This is a genomic window from Geodermatophilus sp. SYSU D00705 (assembly GCF_054050135.1).
On the sequence record NZ_JBJGYT010000079.1, the window covers coordinates 1 to 979 of the forward strand.

Consider the following 979-nt stretch of genomic DNA (forward strand, 5'->3'; position numbering starts at 1 on the left):
GCATGGACAAGGTGGTGGAGAGTGCGGCCGCGGCGGTGGCCGACATCCCGGACGGTGCGGTGCTGGCCGTGGGCGGGTTCGGGTTGTGCGGGATCCCGTACGCGCTGATCGACGCGCTCCTGGAGCGGGGCAGCACGGACCTGACCACGATCAGCAACAACTGCGGGGTCGACGACGCCGCGCTGGGGGTGCTGCTGTACGCCGGGCGGATCCGCAAGACCATCTCCAGCTTCGTGGGCGGCTCCAAGGAGGTCGCCCGCCGCTACCTGTCCGGGCAGCTGGAGGTGGAGCTGACCCCGCAGGGCACGCTGGCCGAGCGGCTGCGCGCGGCCGGGGTGGGCATCCCGGCCTTCTACACCCCCACCGGGGTCGGCACGATGGTCGCCGACGGCGGCATCCCGGTCCTCTACGACGCCCAAGGCGCGGTGGTCAAGACCTCCCCGCCCAAGGAGATCCGCGAGTTCGACGGGGTGCAGTACGTGCTGGAGACCGCGCTGCGCGCCGACTTCGGCCTGGTCCGCGCCGCGCTCGGGGACCGGCACGGCAACCTGGTGTTCCACGAGTCGGCGGCCAACTTCAACCCGCTGGCCGGCATGGCCGCCCGGATCACCATCGCCGAGGTCGAGCGGATCGTCGAACCCGGGCAGATCGTGCCCGAGCAGGTGCACCTGCCCGGGGTGTTCGTCGACCGGATCGTGGCCGCCGACCCCAGCGACAAGAAGATCGAGAAGCTCACCACCCGCCCCCGCCCGGCCCCCGCCGCCCCCGCGGCCGCCGGTGACGAGGCCGTGCAGGAAGGCAACTGATCATGGCCCTGACCCGCGACCAGCTCGCCGCCCGCGTCGCCGCCGAACTGGCCGACGGCCAGTACGTCAACCTGGGCATCGGCATGCCCACCCTGGTGCCCAACCACGTGCCCGCCGGGGTGCACGTGGTGCTGCACTCGGAGAACGGCATCCTGGGCGTGGGCCCCTACCCG

Annotated in this window: 2 protein-coding genes; both read left to right on the forward strand. The window is 72.6% G+C overall.

Going from position 1 to position 979, the window contains the following annotated elements; translation table 11 throughout:
* Positions 1-806 (forward strand): CoA transferase subunit A (locus ACI78Q_RS23685; RefSeq protein ID WP_456925931.1); only part of this gene is annotated, 806 nt, incomplete at its 5' end.
* A 2-nt stretch (positions 807-808) separates the two neighbouring features.
* Positions 809-979, forward strand: a 171-nt coding sequence (locus ACI78Q_RS23690; protein WP_456925932.1) for a CoA-transferase, incomplete at its 3' end; no start/stop codon positions are given.